12 protein-coding genes and 2 pseudogenes are annotated in these 18,632 nt (G+C 37.5%); 2 read left to right on the forward strand and 12 right to left on the reverse strand.

Annotated elements, in window-relative coordinates; translation table 11 throughout:
* Positions 1-7: 7 nt before the first annotated feature.
* The 5 genes from addA to DN394_RS20160 form a co-directional block, all read right to left on the reverse strand.
* Entirely contained in the window at positions 8-3,733 is a 3,726-nt protein-coding gene (addA, locus tag DN394_RS20135; RefSeq protein ID WP_149294166.1) for a helicase-exonuclease AddAB subunit AddA, read from the reverse strand.
* Positions 3,730-7,245, reverse strand: a complete 3,516-nt coding sequence (gene addB, locus DN394_RS20140; protein ID WP_097994408.1) for a helicase-exonuclease AddAB subunit AddB — start codon at positions 7,243-7,245, stop codon at positions 3,730-3,732. Before addB ends, addA begins: the two co-directional genes overlap by 4 nt.
* A gap of 116 nt (positions 7,246-7,361) precedes the next feature.
* The gene (gene lepB, locus DN394_RS20145; RefSeq protein WP_048567025.1) at positions 7,362-7,925 is read right to left on the reverse strand and encodes a signal peptidase I; all 564 of its coding nucleotides are present in this window, start codon (positions 7,923-7,925) and stop codon (positions 7,362-7,364) included.
* Positions 7,926-8,121: 196 nt separating this feature from the next.
* On the reverse strand, positions 8,122-8,715 hold the full coding sequence (locus tag DN394_RS20150; protein WP_000347517.1) for a TVP38/TMEM64 family protein: 594 nt from the start codon (positions 8,713-8,715) through the stop codon (positions 8,122-8,124).
* 308 nt (positions 8,716-9,023) lie between these two features.
* A complete protein-coding gene (locus DN394_RS20160; protein WP_048567024.1) occupies positions 9,024-9,605 on the reverse strand; it encodes a competence protein ComK in 582 nt (193 codons plus the stop codon).
* A gap of 283 nt (positions 9,606-9,888) precedes the next feature.
* Between DN394_RS20160 and DN394_RS20165 the strand changes: the two genes are divergently transcribed.
* Positions 9,889-10,074, forward strand: a complete 186-nt coding sequence (locus tag DN394_RS20165) for a hypothetical protein (protein WP_000391437.1) — start codon at positions 9,889-9,891, stop codon at positions 10,072-10,074.
* 251 nt (positions 10,075-10,325) lie between these two features.
* Here DN394_RS20165 and cspA read toward each other — a convergent pair whose 3' ends face one another.
* The gene (cspA, locus tag DN394_RS20170; protein ID WP_000301521.1) at positions 10,326-10,529 is read right to left on the reverse strand and encodes an RNA chaperone/antiterminator CspA; all 204 of its coding nucleotides are present in this window, start codon (positions 10,527-10,529) and stop codon (positions 10,326-10,328) included.
* Positions 10,530-10,902: 373 nt separating this feature from the next.
* Here cspA and DN394_RS20175 point away from each other — a divergent pair, with 373 nt between their 5' ends.
* Entirely contained in the window at positions 10,903-11,694 is a 792-nt protein-coding gene (locus DN394_RS20175; RefSeq protein ID WP_048567023.1) for a phosphotransferase, read from the forward strand.
* A gap of 119 nt (positions 11,695-11,813) precedes the next feature.
* Here the strand turns inward: DN394_RS20175 and aceA are convergent, their stop codons facing one another.
* From aceA to DN394_RS29990, 6 genes and pseudogenes are all read right to left on the reverse strand, one after another.
* Entirely contained in the window at positions 11,814-13,091 is a 1,278-nt protein-coding gene (gene aceA, locus DN394_RS20180) for an isocitrate lyase (RefSeq protein ID WP_000787360.1), read from the reverse strand.
* Between the two features lie 23 nt (positions 13,092-13,114).
* Positions 13,115-14,704 (reverse strand): malate synthase A, encoded by a 1,590-nt coding sequence (aceB, locus tag DN394_RS20185; protein WP_046958333.1) that lies wholly within the window; start codon positions 14,702-14,704, stop codon positions 13,115-13,117.
* A gap of 216 nt (positions 14,705-14,920) precedes the next feature.
* Positions 14,921-15,501 (reverse strand): annotated as a pseudogene (locus DN394_RS29490) (S-layer homology domain-containing protein); the annotation flags it as partial.
* Between the two features lie 260 nt (positions 15,502-15,761).
* Complete coding sequence (locus DN394_RS20200) at positions 15,762-16,664, reverse strand: DMT family transporter (RefSeq protein WP_074651410.1); 903 nt, start codon at positions 16,662-16,664, stop codon at positions 15,762-15,764.
* A 212-nt stretch (positions 16,665-16,876) separates the two neighbouring features.
* Positions 16,877-17,830, reverse strand: a complete 954-nt coding sequence (locus DN394_RS29985) for a methyl-accepting chemotaxis protein (RefSeq protein ID WP_420913095.1) — start codon at positions 17,828-17,830, stop codon at positions 16,877-16,879.
* Positions 17,825-18,604 (reverse strand): annotated as a pseudogene (locus tag DN394_RS29990) (MCP four helix bundle domain-containing protein); the annotation flags it as partial. The gene DN394_RS29985 and the pseudogene DN394_RS29990, both read right to left, overlap by 6 nt.
* Between the last annotated feature and the right edge of the window lie 28 nt (positions 18,605-18,632).

Here is an 18,632-nt window from a genome sequence, read left to right on the forward strand (position 1 = left end):
AGTCCCTCTATTCCTCAACTTTGACAACATGATTGCCATCAAAGAAGTATAAGCATTTCTCTTTCACAGGATGTTGCAAGCTTTTTTCAAGCGCCTTTGCATATAACGAAAGCTGTACTTTATATCGATCTTCTAAAATCGGTTTCGCTTGATCGAATCCGCCTGGGAACTTCCCTTCAATCGTATCCGTTTTGAAGTCGATTAAAGTGATACCATCTTCCTCTTCAATCATGCAGTCGATAACCCCTTGGACAAGAATTGTTTCATCACTCTTACCTTGCCAATCTTGATACGCCTCTTCTGCTGCAAGCATCATCGTAAATGGTACTTCACGCTCAACACTTTTCGCCGCTAATACCCTTTTACCTAGGTCACTGTCAAAGAATGAAATCACTTTTTCAATTGCTATTTCTTCTGCTTGTTCGAATGTTAATAGTTCCTTATTTACCATTCCGGCAATTTGCTCTTGAAGAACTTCAATCGTAATTGGTTTCTTCAAATCTACATGTTGCATAACAGCATGGACTGCTGTCCCACGCTCTGCGTACGTCAATCCTTTTTTCTCCATAAAACGAGGACGTGTTTTAATTGGCGCACGTAGTTTTTTAATAAAGGCATTATCGCTACCTTCTTCTGATTGGTAGTTTCTCTTTATTTCTGTAACAGACTGTTTCGCACGGTGAGATGTTGCTTCCTCATATCCGTACTTCCACATTAATCTGTCGTACACTTCTTCTTTCCGTTCACTTTGTAGCGGAACAGCTTTTTTCTCACGAAGTGCTTCTAACAATTCTTGTTTCTCTTCTTGAACCGGTTCCGGTGCAAGTAACGTTTTGCCGTCAACAACTTCCACTTTCCAGTTCGTGTCATATTCATAAATTTCACCTGGAATGCTTCCTTGTCCTAATTCAAGAAGCATTTCACTATCACGATGTCTATATAATGAAGGTGCAATCCAGTCTAAATAACAAGACGCTCCGGCACGTATATGGTCTGGTAATAACCATTCACTATGCTCCCTTGCATCGAGCCATTTTTCCATTTCTTTATTGGCATCTTTAACCGTTCCAATTAAAATTAACTTCTCTTTCGCACGCGTTAACGCTACGTATAACACGCGCATTTCTTCCGCGATTAATTCCATTTTCATTTTACGCTTAATTGCTAGTTGCGATAATGTCGTATATTTAATTCGTTTACGAGGATCGATAAATTGTGAACCGAAACCGAAGTCTTTATGCAGTAAGAAACGTTTCATTAAATCTTGTGTATTAAAACGACGACCTAGTCCCGCTACAAATACGACTGGGAACTCAAGTCCTTTACTTTTATGAATCGTCATAATACGAACGACATCTTCTTGTTCACCTAAAGCTCTCGCAGTTCCCATATCATCACCGCGTTCTAAAATACGCTCAATAAAGCGTAAGAAGCGGAATAATCCTCTAAACGATGTTGCTTCATATTGTCTTGCACGGTCATAAAGTACACGCAGGTTTGCTTGCCTTTGCTTTCCGGCTGGTAAACCGCCAACAAAGTCGTAATAACCTGTCTCACCGTACACTTTCCAAATTAAATCAGAAAGTGACTGTTGACGCGCGAATTCACGCCATCCTTGCAGTAAGTTATAGAACCACTCTAATTTATCATGTAGTTCTTGCTCTTCTTCAAGTGGTGCCCCTTTTAAGAATGTGCTCATTACTTCATAAAACGAACCTTTCTTCCCGTGAGCACGAAGCGTCGCAAGTTCCTCATCATTTAACCCAACGATTGGTGAACGAAGTACGGCGGCAAGCGGAATATCTTGCATCGGATTATCGATCACGCGGAATACGTTCATCATAATATTTACTTCTGTCGCTTCAAAGTAACCAGTCGCAAGATCAGCGTATACTGGAATTCCTTGCAGCTTTAACTCTTCCATAATTTGCGGCGCCCACGGCATAGAGCGAAGTAAAATAACGAAGTCACGGTATTGTACTTGTCGCATTTCATTCGTTTTGCGATCATAGACGGTATATCCTGAATCAACCATAGCCTTTATTCGCTGCGCCATAAGGCGAGCTTCAAGTTGTGCTTTTTCTACTTCCGCACCTTCTTCTCCGTCTTGCACTTCTTCTTCTGTTTGCTGAATGCATAGTAGTTCAGCCGCTACATCTTCACCTTCTGGATAGCTAGCACCTAGCTTCAATTCAGCGTCTGCATCGTAGTCGATTTCTCCGACTTCTTCACCCATAATTTGTTTAAAAATAAAGTTCGTACCTGCTAACACTTCATGACGGCTACGGAAGTTTTTCGCTAAGTCTATCTTCATTCCGCCACCTAATCCTTCTTGTGTGAAGCGTTTATACTTTCCTAGGAACAGGCCTGGTTCTGCTAGTCGGAAACGATAGATCGACTGCTTCACGTCACCTACCATAAACAAGTTCCCTTCACTCTCAGAATCTTTCGTTACGAATTTAATAATGGATTCCTGCACAAAGTTCGTATCTTGATATTCATCAACTAGTACTTCAGCAAATTTATTACGATATTGAAGTGCTACTGCTGATGGCTTCATTTCACCACTTTCACTTTGTTCACTTAAAATTTGTAAGCAGAAATGCTCTAAATCTGTGAAATCGACCATTCCTTTATCACGCTTCATCGCTTGGAAACGCTCTGTAAATACTTTTACAAGCTGTACGAGTTTTTCTAATACAGGATGCATGTCTTGAAAATCTCGTAAGAAACTTTCAGGTCTGCGGCTAAATAACTCTTCTTGTAATTTTTTCACTTCATCTTTCGCTTTATTACGAAGAGAGTCTACTTGTTTTACAACATCCTCGTTGTAATCACTTTTCTTAATACGCTTTAACGTTTGCCACGATATGTTTTGCATCGCTTCATAAACGCTTGTCCATGACTCACGAGCAGCTGATGACAACGTTCCAAGTAAAACTGCATCCGCTTGCAGGGTTTCAACGCGGGGCGCCGGACCGTCAGGAAGCATTGCGAGTTCAGTCGCTTTACGAATATGTGCCTCTGCTGTTTCAAGCTGGAATTTCACATCTTCTAATAAGTAAGAAGCATACACTAAATCTTCAATTGTCTTTCCTTCCACGTCGTATGCTTCTACTAATTTATCGAGCCATTTTTCCGGATTTGGATGCGCTCTTGATTCTGTATGAAGCGCTAAAATCATACGCTGTAAGTCATCATCACTACGGTCACTCGTATAACGATCAACGAGTTCAAAGAAAATACTATTATCTTCAATTCCGTACTCTTCTTCTAATATGTCATCTAATACTTCTTCTTTTAACAGTTCATTTTCCGTTTGATTCGCAATGCGGAAACGAGGATCCACATCAAGCATGTAATAATATCCTCTAATTACTTGTAAACAAAAGGAATGGATCGTCGAAATAGAAGCTTTATTTAATAAGCTAAGCTGCTTTCTTACGTGCTGCGATCCTGGCTCATCAATTAATACCTTTTCTAACGCTTCCCCAATTCTGTTTTTCATCTCTTGCGCCGCTGCATTCGTAAATGTTACAACGAGCAGGCGGTCGACATCGACTGGGTTTTCTTCATTTATAATCTTTTTAATAATACGTTCAACTAATACTGCTGTTTTCCCTGATCCAGCTGCTGCCGCAACTAAAATATCACGTCCGTTCGCTACAACCGCTTTCCACTGGTCATCCGTCCACTGACTACCTTCTGGTTTTTCAGGCCAATTTTCAATCATTCTCCGCCAACCTCCTCTCTAATTTTCTCCATCGCTTCGCTATCTTTCATATCTTTTAGCGTACGGAACTGGTTATCTTCAAGTGATTCATCGAACTGACAAACAGATTTGAAGTTACAGAACGTACACGCCGCTTTATTCCCCTTCTTATAAGGAGCAATATCGATAACGCCTTCTGTAATGTCTTTTCCGATATTTTCAAACGTATGGTGTACATATTTTTGAAGTACGTTAAACTCTTGTTCACTTGCAATACTCGAACGCGCACTAAAGCTACCGTCTTTTTTCAAACCAGCAGAAATAATATCAGAGCTTCCTGTTGAAAGTTTGTTATCCATTAAACGAACAACATCAGCATCTCCTAGTACGAGTCCTTTCATTTTGAATTTCTTTAAAATTTCCTTTTCAATTTCTGCTTCCGATGCGTCACCTTTCACCTCAACGATCGGGTTATGAATATGGAAGTACAGTACACCAGCTGGTGATGCTGTCCCGCCTTTTTTCATCCACGTATGTGCATTTGAAGTAACAACATCTAAATACGTTAACATTTGAAGTGCTAATCCGTAATACACTTCCGTTAAGTCTAACGCTTTTGCACTGGATTTATAGTCAATAATACGTAAGAATGTTCCGTTTTCATCTTCCGCCTTATCAACACGGTCAATACGGCCAACTACTTCCATCTTCACACCATTTGGTAATGAGAACTCCATCGGCGGAAGCGACCCTGTACCGCCCATACCGAATGGCACTTCTAAATCAACTGGTACGAAACCGCTTGACTTCGCATGTTCACGAAGAATGATTGATGTACGGAAAATGATTTGTTGTAGTTTTTGTTTTAAATAGAAATGACGATTTGAACTTAATAAAATTTGTCTTTGTAATAACGGTGCAATCTCTTCTATTACTACAGCCGAAAGATGCTCACACTCTTTTATTGATAAATCCGCCCAAGTACGGTTTTCACGTAATAGCCTGTCTGCAATTCTCTTCAGCGCTGCATGGAATAGTTCCCCGATATCTGGCGCATCCAATTTGAAAATGTCACGCTCTCTTAACGATAAACCGTGCTGCGCGAAATGAGCATATGCGCAACGGTTAAATAGTTCCATACGAGATACGCTTCCTTTTATTTTATCTCCATATAAATCTCTACTTACAACTGTACTTAGCTTTTGCGCACGATTTCGGTAGAATAAACTTGATAATACGCGGCTACTTTTTTGTTTCCATTCATCTGAAGTTACGTAGAAATTATATACATCCCACCAAAAATCTAAATTCCCTTCAAATCCATATCGCTTCCACGTTTGAAGTTGCTGCATAACATATGACAACGTTACTTCTGGCGTTGCTACGTATGAAATTTGTTCCGAACGTGATAAATCATTTACGTCATTTGTAATAAATTTATCTTTCACATCAGGGAACATTCTTTTTATTTTCTTAATAAAGCTAGACGCAAGTAACGTCTTCCCTTCCTCATCTGCAAGCGGGCATGAAATATATAATTTCTCAGTTGCTCTCGTTACCATTTGGTACATAACGAACTGTTCTTCTAATAAGGTTTGTCTCGTCGTTGGTGCTAATTCGATACCTGCAACACTAAGAACATCTCTTTCCTCATCAGAAAGCATCCCTTCATCCATCGGTGCTGCCGGAATAACTCCTTCATTCACGCCAATGACAAATGTTGCTTTCACATTTGATAATCTAGAACGATCAATATTAGCAATTAACACTTGGTCTAATGACGGCGGAATGTTTGCAAATTGAAGCGCCTCAAGACCTGTCGACATAACGTCTGTGAACATAGAAAGTGACATTTTCTCTTCGCCAAGCATCTCAACGAACGTATCAAGAAGACTCATTACTTCTTCCCATACTTGCTCATGATCTGTCGCAAATAAGAAATCTCCGCTCTCTTCTGCACGAATACGTAATGCTTCTAGTTTTTTCGGAACGTCTAGCTCTTCTAAAAATAAATAAACAGCTTCGCACATTTGCATAACTGTTCCCGCTCGCTTCAGCCTTTTTTGCATACGAATAACAGGCGTTCTTACAACGTCGCGCAGTCGATTTATTCTCTCTTCCATTTCACGTTCACTGTCTGTAATCATCTCGTCTGTATCGTCAAGAGAACGATAGCGGCGATACATCCACGGATCCTCAGAAATCCATCTCTTCCCTTGTACACCGTACGCTAAACAGTAGTTTTCAAACTCATCCATCTCTTCGCGCATCGTTTCTTTTCTTACGTCTAATGGATATAAAAGCTCTGTTTTCACGCAGCGGAACACTGCATCATAACGCCAATTTCCGCTAATAATCTCGAGTGCAGAACGAATGCATTCTACTAGCGGATGATGTGACATCGGGCGTTTTTCATCGATGAAATGCGGGATATTATAATCTGTAAATAGCGTTCGCATCACATCGTAATAACTTTCTCCGTTACGAAGAAGGACTGCAATATCTCGGTAACGATAGTCTTCATCTGCCACAAGTCTACGAATTTCACGGGCAACACCTTCTACTTCAGCTCGTAAATTCGCTGCTGTACTAATCGTTACACTTGCTTCTCCGTGAAACTTTTCATTTGGACGTGCTTCGTAATGCGTTTCTAAATGCGCTAATGCTTGCGAATGAAAACGCGGTTGTTCCATAAGTGGAATCGTTTTTTCAATTTCTATCTTCTCTTCACGCGCCACTTGCTTTATTTTTTCATACGTTAACGTCGTTTCATAAAATAAATCTAGTTCATTTACTGGCTGTGCTAACGTTTTTTCATCTATCGTTAACGTGATCGTAACTCGCGCACCGCAAATCATAAGCTGTCTTACAATTTCTAGTTCTTGCGGTGAAAATGAATGAAATCCATCTATATAAATTTCAGCCCCATTTACATATGCCGACTGTGGAAGCTTTTCGACTAGCAATTGTAGGTAGTCTTCTGAATCCAAATATTTTCCGATTAAAGCACGTTCAAAATCATCATATAATAGTTGTAAATCATACACTTTATTCGCTAATAGCTTTTGTTCTGCACTGCTACTATGCGCATCTAATTGTTGCCACATTTCATATACGTTAGATGGCGTCACGTTGTAACGTTTAAACTCCGCAATCATACTGCCAAGATGTTCAAAGAAACCGTTTTGCTCCGCTGCTTTTTGGAACACCGATAATCCATCTTTACGAGACTCTACAATTTTACGAAGTAACATATGTACGCCCGCTTCATCAATGTGAAGACGACTCGCTCCACCAACTTCTTGCAGCACCTTCCACGCTAATCGTGAAAAACTAAAAACTTGTGCCCGAATAGAACCTCTTACATCCTCACTCCCGATTAACGCCTGCTGCGTTTGGAATGTCATCTGTTCTGGCACAAGATATAATATTGTTTTCCCTCTTGGGCGTTGCTTTAACTCTTCCTGCACTTCGTGTAAACAAAGTGTACTTTTTCCACTTCCCGCTCTACCAATTACAAATCGAAGTGACATGTAACCCCACCTTTCACTTACATAACGAACGTTAGTTTGCTACTATAATTGTATTATAGTACACGAAAAAAGACAAACAGAGTAGTTTGTCTTTTTCTATACTTCTACCTATTATATCAACCTTTTGAAAAATTCGTTTGCACCTCTTGAATTGGCCAATATCGTAAATCAACTTTACCGACAACTGTATCAGCTTTTACAAATCCAAAGTGTCTACTATCCCAGCTCCCGAGGCGGTTATCACCCACTACAAAAATATAGCCAGGTGGCACCGACTTTTCTTTCGTTAACTCTTCTAGTTTAAAATCACCTGTTAGTTGTCGTCCATTTATCTCTTTCTTATACGTTTCTAAATAAGGTTCATCCACGAATTGTCCGTTTATATACAGTTTATCATGCTTATATTCAATTTGATCTCCAGGTAAACCGATAATTCGTTTTACGTAGTCCTCTTTTTTATTCGCATGAAACACAACAACATCAAACCTGTTCAAGTCCCCCACTTGATAACTCACCTTATTTACAACGAGCATATTACCATCTTGCAATGTCGGCATCATTGACTTCCCCTCTACAACGTACGTCGAAAAGAAAAACGTTCGAAAAAATACAGCTAATAATACACCAATTAAAATTGTTCGTATCCACTCTATGCCTTCTTTTTTCAAAGTTTTCTTCATCCGCTTCTCCCCTTATCCTTTAATAATGAAGCCTGCATTTATAAAGTGAAACTGAATCGGCGGGAGTTTTGTTCATCCCACTCCTTATCAGCCGCACCAATCTAGCATTTACGAGCAACAAGGCTCTCACCTATCCAACCGAATTTTGAGGTGGGAGTTTTACTGCCCTCAAATAGCTGAATAAAGAAGACTATTCTTAATGTAGTTCTAACTTTACTTCGATTTTCTTACCGACATACCATAAAATAAAAATACCAATTGCTACAATGACTGATTTCACCGGATTATGAATAAATGACATTAAATCATGACCGATATACGTTAAAATAAAAATCATCACAAGCTTTCCGAACGCGAGCGCAAGTCCAAACTGCTTTACACTAATGCGAGATAAACCAGCAACAACATTTATAAGCGCAGACGGTGTAAACGGAAAACAAAATATGACGAAAATTGGCGCAAACCCTTTCCTTTCAATCCATCCCATTGCCTTTCGTACTCTCTCATGCTTATTTACAAAAGAAAAGAAACGACTTCGTCCAAAATGGCGGATAATGAAAAAGACAAGTAAGGCACCCATTACTGATCCGAGCCAAGAATAAAGAAAACCGAGCCAAAATCCAAATGCAACAGCATTTGCCAGTACAAATACGATGAGTGGCAATGCCGGTATTAACGCTTCTATCATCGGTAAACCAATACCGAGAAGTGGTCCGAACGCTTTATAACTTTCAACAATATGATCCATATTTTCTGGTGAAAAATACTCTTTGATTGTCTGAAAATCCATTCTACACTTTACCCCTTTACTCTAAGTACTACCTCTACTGTATCATTGCTTATATGAAAGAGGAAATGGTAGATACAACATATGGAGATGTAATTATTAAGTTTCCATATCTTTCATTAGAATTCCTTCATTATTACGCTATGATAATCTATCAATATTCGACAGGACGTTTCGCAGTTTTAGAAGTGACACTTTTGTTTTGTTGACAAATTCCTCAGTAGGTGAAATTATATCGGGGATTTCTCAAATATATCGACTTACCGATAAAAACTGACAAATAAAAAAGATGGGGATTTTTCCCCATCCTCTTAAACTTCCTCTTCTTTCACAAAATATACTTTCTCGTATGCTGGTTTTAATCGAGATTCTTGAGTTTTATCAATCTCTTTAAAACAAGGGTTTCCTTGTTTTTTTCTACGATCTTCATATTCAGTACGCAATTTCGCTGTACGATTTTGTTGATTTTCAAAACTACTTTTTGATATTTCTAATTTCACAGCAAATCCATTTATAAATCTAACAATAACATTTCCATCTTTTAACTCTTTATTACTTTCAATATAAAAATGAGACAACCAAGCGCACTCTTTTCTAGAGTAAGAATAAGTAGGGAAAAAATAAAGTTGATCTGCTGGACTAATCGCAATCGGTGCTTTATGTGTAATATGAGTTAACTCTTTCGTTCCTTCTTTTCTGCCTAAGAAACTAGAGCCATGCTTGCGGCAACTTCTTTCTATAATATCTAGGGGCTTTTGAAATACGAAAAAAGAATCTTCCATCTCAACAACTCGTGTAACAATTTTCTTCTCACTTAGAATAACAGGAAGTAAGGCCATTGTATTTTTATTTACCACATAGTTTTCGACATAGCGTTCTACTTTACTTTCCATATTCTACTGTCTCCTTTTTTCCATTTATATTAGCAGCTGCATATATAATTTTAGCATCTATGAAAAGGAAATGGCTTACAGATTCCGCTTTTTTACAATACTTTATCATTTATCAAACATCTTTTAAATTATAAAATAACAATATAGTGTTTTTGTAATAAAAACCTATATAAAATGTATTTATACTACCAATAAATATTTACAACTGCTTCCTCATTTCGCATCATTACGACAATTAACTTTGCTATAATTAAAAGGAAAATCCAATATATGGAGGTCCACTATGGAAGAAAAAGAAATGCAACCAACGATTCAAATGAAAAATAGTAGCATTGTAATCGTGAAAAACTCAGCTAGCATTATATTCGGGCTATTTTTCATTCTACTATTCTTCGCAAAGCCTTTCCGAAAATCAAAATGCCCTGAATGTAAGAAACGCGCGAAGAGAAAAGCTGAAAAAGAAGAGTAAAAGGCCTTCCATTTTGGAAAGCCTTTTACTCTTCTTCGTCCTCAAAAAAACCGACTATTTTTTCTTATTCATCTAAAACGGGCGAATGAGATTTCTTCAATCGTATTGTGTAGATCTTCTTTATTCCCACTACGAACATCGAGTATGACTTCATTTGTATACTTTTCCCCCAAATATAATCATTATGCTCGTATATTACAACAAAAAAAAGGATGGCAGCAGCCATCCTTTTTCCATAATGAACTATAAAATTATAGTTTGATTACGTTTTTAGCTTGAGGTCCACGGTTACCATCTTCGATTTCGAAGCTAACTTTTTGACCTTCTTCTAGAGATTTGAAACCTTCAGTTTCGATTGCAGAGAAATGTACGAATACATCGTTTTCGCCTGGAACTTCGATGAAACCGAATCCTTTTTCGTTGTTAAACCATTTTACTTGTCCTGTTACTGCCATAATTATTTCCTCCTAAAGAAAACACAATTTATTTTAGTCTTCCTGTATAAAAAAAGAATCCACACATTATCAAACACGAAACATAAACTAGTTCTCACATACTTTTTCTCGTTCGTTTTTCGGCACTTGATAATATATGGATTGCTTAATTTAACTATTCAACTGACTTCATCATAGCATACTTAAAATGAAATGTACAATCTTTTTTGAAAATAACTGACAAATTAAATTGATTGTACATTCGTAAATAATTGATTTTAGTATGTGCAGATTTCACTATAAAGTGAACACAAACATCATTTGAATACGATTACATCCCTTGTTCTAAAGTGTTACAATATAATCGTACAGTCGTTATATTGGAGGGGATTATATGTCAGACTACACCAACGAGAAAAAGCTTACAGGGGGAAATGTATCAAATGTGTATCGTTCTGAAAATACTGTTCGGCGAGAATTAAAGCCAGGTAGTGCAAAAATTCATACATTATTACAGCACTTAGAAAACAAAGGGTTTCATCATGCTCCAAAGTTTTTAGGTGTAGATGAAAAAGATAGAGAGATTTTATCCTTTATTGAAGGAGACGCTGGAAATTATCCTTTAAAAGAATATATGCGATCTAATGATGTTTTAAAGGAAATAGCAAAGATGCTCCGCCTTTATCATGATGCGGTAAGTGACTTTCCCTTATCAGATGAATGGCAACCGATGGATCGTACTCCAAATGACATTGAGGTTTTATGCCACAATGATTTTGCTATATATAACATTATTTTTAATGACGAGAAACCAGTAGGTATTATTGATTTCGATGTCGCTGCTCCTGGTCCAAGAATTTGGGATATCGCTTATACGCTTTATACTTGTGTACCTTTAAGTAGAGTGTATTATACAGAATCAGGTGAGGCAGTTCATTATGAATCGGCACAACATGCTAGCCGTATGAAAGAAAGAGTGAAATTGTTTGTCCAGTCCTACGGTAAAAGTATGGACGAAGATTACTTAGGAATAGTGTTACTACGATTAGAAGCATTATGTACATATATGAAAAGAAAAGCACAAGAAGGCGACTTAAATTTCCAAAGAATGATTGATGAAGGACATTTAGAGCATTATGAGAAAGATATACAGTTTATTCGCGATCATAGAGCTGAGTGGATTTGATAATATCGTCTTTTTTGTCGGTAAGTCGATATATTTGAAAAACCGTTGATGTATTTCCATTTACTCTCGAATCGTTCCGAAAATAACAAGGGCACCCTTTAAAAAGGTGCCCCTTCCTTTTATTTCGTAAACTGTGCTTCCTCTGTAGAACCTTTTAACGCTGTCGTTGATGAAGTACCGCCTGTAATAACTTGTGCTACTTCATCAAAGTAACCTGTTCCTACTTCGCGTTGATGACGAGTTGCAGAGTAGCCGTGTTTTTCTGCTGCGAATTCTGCTTGTTGCAGTTCAGAGTACGCTGCCATGCCGCGCTCTTTATAGCCACGTGCTAATTCAAACATGCCGTAGTTTAACGAGTGGAATCCAGCTAGTGTTACGAACTGGAACTTATAACCGTAAGATGCGATTTCTTTTTGGAAGCTTGCAATTGTTTTTTCATCTAATTTTTGTTTCCAGTTAAATGAAGGTGAACAGTTATATGCAAGCAATTTCCCTGGATGCTCTTTATGAATTGCATCCGCAAATCGTTTTGCATCTTCTAAATTTGGTTCAGATGTTTCGCACCAAACGAGATCTGCATAAGGAGCGTATGCTAAACCACGTGCAATTGCTTGATCAAGACCTGCTTTCGTACGGTAAAATCCTTCTGGAGTTCTTTCACCTGTAATAAATGCTTTATCAACTGGATCAATATCGCTCGTAATTAAATCTGCTGCATCCGCGTCTGTTCTTGCAACAATAATTGTCGGCACTCCCATTACGTCTGCTGCAAGGCGTGCCGAGATTAAATTACGCACCGCTGTTTGCGTTGGTAATAATACTTTTCCGCCTAAATGGCCGCATTTCTTCTCTGAAGATAATTGATCTTCAAAGTGCACACCTGATGCACCTGCTTCAATCATACCTTTCATCAGTTCAAATACGTTTAATTGTCCGCCAAATCCAGCTTCTGCATCTGCTACAATCGGTACGAAATAATCTGTATCATCGCTTCCTTCCATATGCTGAATTTGATCCGCACGTTGAAGTGTTTGATTAATTCGTTTCACTACAGCAGGTACGCTGTTCGCTGGATATAGACTTTGGTCTGGATACATATGTCCAGAAAGGTTCGCATCCGCAGCGACTTGCCATCCACTTAAATAAATTGCTTTTAGCCCAGCTTTCACTTGTTGCATCGCTTGGTTTCCTGTTAATGCGCCAAGTGCGTTAATATAATCTTCCGTATGAAGCGATGACCAAAGCTTTTCAGCACCGCGGCGCGCTAATGTATGTTCAATATCAATTGACCCGCGCAAGCGAATTACATCTTCTGCCGAATATGGGCGTGTAATCCCTTTCCAGCGCGTATCTAGTTCCCAACTCTCTTGTAATTTCTCGATTCTTTCGTTTTTCATTTGTTCCATCCCCTTTTCATTTTTTATAAAATTTCATAACCCGGTAATGTTAAAAATGGTACGAATTCATCATTCCGAACGAGATTTGTAAACAACGTTGTCGCCTCTTGGAATCTCCCTTTCTTAAAGGCTTCCTTACCAATCTCTCTTTCTATTTTTGCTAGTTCTTCTTCTTTTAGCTCTTCCATCAATTCAAGCGTAATATTACGGCCGTCATTTAGCTTTCCACCTTCATGGCGGATCCATTGCCATACTTGTGCCCTAGAAATTTCCGCTGTTGCCGCATCTTCCATTAAGTTATAAATTGGTGCCGCTCCCCTTCCGCTTAACCAAGATGCGATATATTGAATGCCTACGTTAATATTTAGGCGAAGCCCCTCTTCTGTAATCGTTCCCACTGGTACTTCTAATAAATCCTTTTCTGTAACATGTATTTCTTCACGTTTTCTAAAAATTTGATTCGGTGTTTTCATAATGTGATTAAATACTTCCGTCGCGACTGGTACAAGTCCCGGGTGGGCAACCCAAGTCCCGTCATGACCGTCTAAAGCTTCGCGCTCCTTATCTGCACGCACTTTTTCAAAAGCTGCTTCATTCGCTTCTGGATTGTTTTTAATCGGAATTTGCGCTGCCATTCCTCCAATAGCTGGTGCATTACGGCGGTGACATGTTTGAATGACTTTCAAAGAATACGCGCGCATAAACGGCGCCGTCATCGTGACTTGCGCTCTATCTGGAAGTAAAAATTTATTATGATTACGGAAACTCTTTAGAAAGCTGAAAATATAATCCCATCTTCCGCAATTTAACCCAGCAGAATGATCTTTAAGCTCATACAAAATTTCATCCATTTCAAACGAAGCGTGAATCGTTTCCAGTAACACCGTCGCTTTAATCGTTCCGTTTGGAATACCGATATATTTTTGAGCAAATACGAAAACATCATTCCATAACCTTGCTTCTAAATGGCTTTCCATTTTCGGTAAGTAAAAGTATGGACCGCTTCCTTTTGCTAAGAGAGCTTTCGCATTATGGAAAAAATAAAGTCCGAAATCTACTAAGCTACCAGACATATTCTTCCCATCAACTTGCATATGTTTTTCTTCTAAATGCCATCCTCTTGGACGCACAATTAATACTGCTGTTTTACTATTTAAACGATATTCTTTTCCATTTTCATTTTTATGTGAAATCGTTCCCTGCACTGCATCTCGTAAATTTATTTGACCTTCAATTGCATTTTCCCAAGTTGGTGAATTCGAATCTTCGAAATCTGCCATAAAAAGATGCGCTCCTGAATTTAAAGCGTTAATAACCATCTTTCTATCCACTGGTCCAGTAATCTCTACGCGGCGATCCTCTAAATCTTTTGGCAATTGAGCAATTGTCCAATCCGCTTCACGTATGCGCTTTGTTTCTTCTAAAAACTTCGGAAACTCTCCTGCATCAATTCTCTTTTGTTTCTCCGCACGCTTTTGTAAAAGTTCTATGCGGCGCTTATTAAAATTTTCATGTAGTTCCTTTAAAAAACTAAGCGCCTCAGGTGTCAATATTTCGTTGTACGCTGGTAACATTTCTCCGGGCAATGTAACCCGTGAAGTTTGCGTCGACATATTAGCATCCCCTTCTTAAACTGTTTTATAACAGATTTGATTTTATGTTTTATATTATATAACAAATCTTCAGAAAAGGAAGTTTTTTTTGAAAATTCATTTCGTTTTTTTTCAAAATACCTTTCTTTCGCGCTTTATCCCATACAAAAAAGGCCACTGTTATACAACAATGACCTTTTTGTATTATTTTTCAAATATCACTTTACTAGTTAAACCTTATTGCTGTCCTTGTTCCATATCATGCAAAATTGCTTTGTATAAAAACTGTGCGTATTGCTCTCTTTTTACTTTCATGGATGGGCCGAATTTATTATCTCCGATTCCCGCTGTAATACCATTTGTTTGTATCGCACTAATTGCATTGAATTTGCTGAAACATCATTAAGCGTATGAGATCCCTTCGCCTGTGAATCAAAAGCATTCGTAAGCACTTGCGCCATTTCCGCACGAGTTAACGTTGCTTTCGGTCTAAAGTTTCCATGCTCGTCTCCCATAAAAATTTCTAGTTCCGTTAAAGCTAATATCTCTTCAATAAAGTTTGTTGAGTTTTCATCGATATCCCCATATGGGTTTTCATATTCATCTTGTTCTTCTATATCAAATACACGATAAATTAAAGCTGCAACTTGCTCACGTGTTACGTCATCTTCAAAACCGAAAATTCCATCCCCATATCCAAAAATAATTTCGTTTGCCGCTAAATTATGAATTGCCGCTTCTGCCCAATGTCCTTTTGGTACATCTTTAAATACAATTGGATTTGTATTTTGTAACGGTGCAATTTCCGCTTTTACAGGGGCCACATTCGTCCCTGCAAATATACCGCCTACCATTGTCGCAATCATCATTACACCCAATATTTTTTCTTCATTGTCCTCTCTGCTTTATACCTCCTTCTTTCTTATTTCAAAAAGGAAGCTGTCACATCTAAGGTACTATATATTAAAAATTCTACAATCTCTTTGTGAACTCCTTTACATTTTTAAATTTCACTTTATTGACACAAAAAGACGCAAATAGTATATATATGCGTCTTTTCAATATCATTTTATTTAAATTATAAAGTAGCACTTTCCTTCATCGATAAATCCTTCTCTGTTCCCTTGCGAAAAGTAAATGCCATTCCTACAAATATAAGAACAATCCCTACTACTTGCATACTAGTCGGTCTAAACCCGGTAAAGACTGTATCTAATAGTATTGCAACCGCAGGATCTAAAAACACTAATACAGAAATTAATCTCGTCGATAAACCTCTTAAACTGTCAAAAAATAAGTAATATACAAATCCCGTATGTATAAGTCCTGTTGCTGTAATCATCATCCAGTTCATCTCTGTTAACCCTTGAAACTTGCCAAAATCTACGAATGGTAGCAATAAAAATATACCTAAAAACGTTTGTAAAAATGTCATCGCATATGCGCTCGTATGCTGAATTCCTTTTCCTAATAAAGTGGTAAAAGCATAAAATAACGCTGCAAGAAGTGCCCATACCATTCCAGATGACATTAATTTCTCTAACGACATACTACCGTCTACTCCAGCGACTAAAACGGTACCGATGAAACAAATGACAATGGACATAACCGCAAATACTGTAAGTCTCTCTTTAAATACAATACTACCAATCATTAATACGATAATTGGTGCAAGATGGTAAACTGAAATCGCAATTGTAATCGACATAACTTCAAACGCTTTAAATAGAAATACCCAGTTAAAAACGAGAAATACACCGCATGCTAATATTTGCATTACTTCTTTTTTATTCCATTTCTCACTTTTATACTGTCCTGTTACGAGCCAACACAATGCTAAAAATATAGTTGCACAAATGCAACGAACGAATACTAATTCAAAAGACGGTAAGCCTGTTTGAGTAGAAAAAAATCCAATTGATCCGAAAATAGACATCGAAAGGATCATTTTTATAGCCGGCATTGATTTTTTATTGAACACCCTTTCTCTCCTCCTATAAACTATCTTTTACAAATGAAAAATCTCCAAAACATTACGTATTATTATATATTACAATCGGAAAATTGTAAAAAATTAGAATATATTAAGTGATAGTTGCACAAAATTCCCATAAAAAAATCATCCTTTGTTATATAGAATGATTTTTTTATTTATTGAGTGGAATTTTTCTATATTAAAACTTAAATATACTACTACTTTTGAAGAGTAAATTGGGCAACTATTTGTTTTAATCCTCCTGCTGCATTATGCATCTGTTCAATTGAAACCGAGATCTCTTGAACAGATTTTTCTTGCTGTTGAATAGACTCTTTTACCCTATCAGTGCGGTCAGATGATCTTTGAGATATTTGAGCCATGTCTTCTGCAGAAGCCGAAATCTCTTCACTACTCGCTGCAATTTCATCTGTAGACATAGATACCGTTTGAATTTGCTCAGATACTTGCTGTACTTTTTCTGTAATTTTTCCAAATACTTTTTCTGTATGCATTACTACTTGTGTACCTGCCTGTACCTCCTTATCTACTTTCCCCATCATATGTACCGTATGGTTCGTTGTTCCCATAACTTGAGTAATAAGCTTCTCAATTTGTTTTGCAGAATCACTAGATTGTTCTGCTAATTTTCTTACTTCATCTGCCACAATTGCAAATCCTCTACCACTTTCCCCAGCACGGGCAGCCTCAATTGCGGCGTTTAATGCTAATAAGTTAATTTGAGAGGTAATACCTTGCATAACATCAATGATTTTAACAATTTCTTCTGATTGTTCTTTCATAGTCTCTACTTGTTTCACACCGTTATGTACTGAATTTTGGATTGTATCCATCTGTTGAATCATTTGTTTCATTAATTTGTTACCACTCTCTGCATCTAATGCTGATTGAGCAGACAATTCATTTACAGAGGATGATGTATTCACTATACTCTGCATTCCTTGTGTCAACTCTTCCATCGCCCCCGCAGTTTGCTCCATTGCCTGCATTTGGCCCTCTGCGCCATTTGCAACTTCTTCAATATCTATAGTGATTTTCTTCGCTGCACCACTAGATACTTCCGATGCAGATACTACTCCGTCTGCATGTTGGAATAAAAGCTGAATATTATTCTCTACTTCTTGCATATTTGTTCTTAGCCCTGCAATCATTTCGTTAAAATCACTTACTAATACACCTAATTCATCCTTAGCATTATACTCACCATGTACAGTTAAATCTCCTTCTTTTGCTCTTTCCATCATACGACTAACCGTTTGTAAAGGAGCAACTATAAGCTTGCTAATAATATAACTTACTATACATATAATGACTGTAGTAACTACTACAAGAATGATAAAAGTAATAACGGACCGATCTATCATTTTTTGAGAATCTTTAAATACTTGGTCAGCTAAATTTGAAACATACGCTTCTAGATCTACAGCATAACTAGCTAACTCTACTCCCTTCGGTTTTAATTCCTTATGAAATTCGTTTACCATTTGAGATTCATTTGTTACCTTCGCTTTATCAAACAACTTCTTATATGTCTCCATATAACTTGGCAAAGATTCCTTCATCTTCTGAAACAGCTCATCCTCTTGCTTACTTAAATTGAAGCCATCATCATATTCTTTTAATAAAGAATCATATTTTTCAAGATCCTTTTCAATATTACCAATAATCCCCTCTTTATTTGTCCCCTCATTTGGTGACGCTGTAATTAATTCTAGTAAGTTATACTCTAGTGAATTTTGTGTACGAAGCATTCCTTCTAATAAAACTACAGAATGTTGATAATCATCTACTACAACCTCTGTATCATGCTTAATCTTGTTAATAGAATTAATTGCTACACAGCTCATAATTACCATACCTAAAACTGCTAATGAAATAAGCGATAATAATTTATATTTCACTTTTAAATTTTGTAAAAAATACATTTTTTCACCTTTATTCCTTTATATATAG

The sequence above is a fragment of the Bacillus sp. BB081 genome, from assembly GCF_008368895.1.
GTDB lineage: Bacteria > Bacillota > Bacilli > Bacillales > Bacillaceae_G > Bacillus_A > Bacillus_A wiedmannii.

Excerpts from the sequence above, each read along its gene's own strand:
- addA (WP_149294166.1), bottom strand. The coding sequence starts at position 3,733 with ATGATTGAAAATTGGCCTGAAAAACCAGAAGGTAGTCAGTGGACGGAT.
- addB (WP_097994408.1), bottom strand. The coding sequence starts at position 7,245 with ATGTCACTTCGATTTGTAATTGGTAGAGCGGGAAGTGGAAAAAGTACA.
- lepB (WP_048567025.1), bottom strand. The coding sequence starts at position 7,925 with ATGAAGAAAACTTTGAAAAAAGAAGGCATAGAGTGGATACGAACAATT.
- DN394_RS20150 (WP_000347517.1), bottom strand. The coding sequence starts at position 8,715 with ATGGATTTTCAGACAATCAAAGAGTATTTTTCACCAGAAAATATGGAT.
- DN394_RS20160 (WP_048567024.1), bottom strand. The coding sequence starts at position 9,605 with ATGGAAAGTAAAGTAGAACGCTATGTCGAAAACTATGTGGTAAATAAA.
- DN394_RS20165 (WP_000391437.1), top strand. The coding sequence starts at position 9,889 with ATGGAAGAAAAAGAAATGCAACCAACGATTCAAATGAAAAATAGTAGC.
- cspA (WP_000301521.1), bottom strand. The coding sequence starts at position 10,529 with ATGGCAGTAACAGGACAAGTAAAATGGTTTAACAACGAAAAAGGATTC.
- DN394_RS20175 (WP_048567023.1), top strand. The coding sequence starts at position 10,903 with ATGTCAGACTACACCAACGAGAAAAAGCTTACAGGGGGAAATGTATCA.
- aceA (WP_000787360.1), bottom strand. The coding sequence starts at position 13,091 with ATGAAAAACGAAAGAATCGAGAAATTACAAGAGAGTTGGGAACTAGAT.
- aceB (WP_046958333.1), bottom strand. The coding sequence starts at position 14,704 with ATGTCGACGCAAACTTCACGGGTTACATTGCCCGGAGAAATGTTACCA.
- DN394_RS29985 (WP_420913095.1), bottom strand. The coding sequence starts at position 17,830 with ATGATTGCAGGGCTAAGAACAAATATGCAAGAAGTAGAGAATAATATT.